Below are 465 nucleotides of genomic sequence, written 5' to 3'. Positions count from 1 at the left end.
AATGAAGCGTGAAGCGCTACATCGCACGCAAAGCGAACCGCTTGAGCTTGCCGGTTTCCGTGCGGGGCAGCGCGTCGGTGAAGGCGACGACGCGCGGATACTTGTACGGCGCAACGGTATTCTTCACGAATTCCTGCAACTCCGCGACCAGTTTCTCATCGCCGCGATAGCCCGCATTGAGCACGACGAACGCCTTCACGATCTGTCCGCGCGTCTCGTCCGGTACGCCGATCACGCCGCATTCGGCGACGGCCCGATGCTGCATCAGCACGCTTTCCACTTCCGGGCCGGAGATGTTGTAACCCGCCGAGACGATCATGTCGTCGGCGCGCGCCTGATAGAACACGTAGCCGTCGGCGTCGAGATAGACGGAGTCGCCGGGCATGTTCCAGCCGTCACGCACGAACTTCAACTGACGGTCGTCGGCGAGATAGCGGCAACCGGTCGGCCCGCGCACGGCGAGCT

At 63.2% G+C, this 465-nt stretch carries 1 protein-coding gene; it reads right to left on the bottom strand.

Translation table 11 applies throughout. From position 1 onward, the window contains the following. Positions 1–16: 16 nt before the first annotated feature. Positions 17–465: AMP-binding enzyme (locus GR197_RS31410; RefSeq protein WP_432444217.1), on the bottom strand; the 449-nt coding region annotated here is incomplete at its 5' end.

Origin of the sequence: Rhizobium phaseoli (assembly GCF_010668805.1) — a bacterium.
In the GTDB taxonomy this organism is placed as follows: Bacteria; Pseudomonadota; Alphaproteobacteria; order Rhizobiales; family Rhizobiaceae; genus Rhizobium; species Rhizobium phaseoli_A.
The sequence above is the reverse complement of the archived record's forward strand: the minus strand, read 5'-3'. Positions and strand labels throughout refer to the sequence as shown.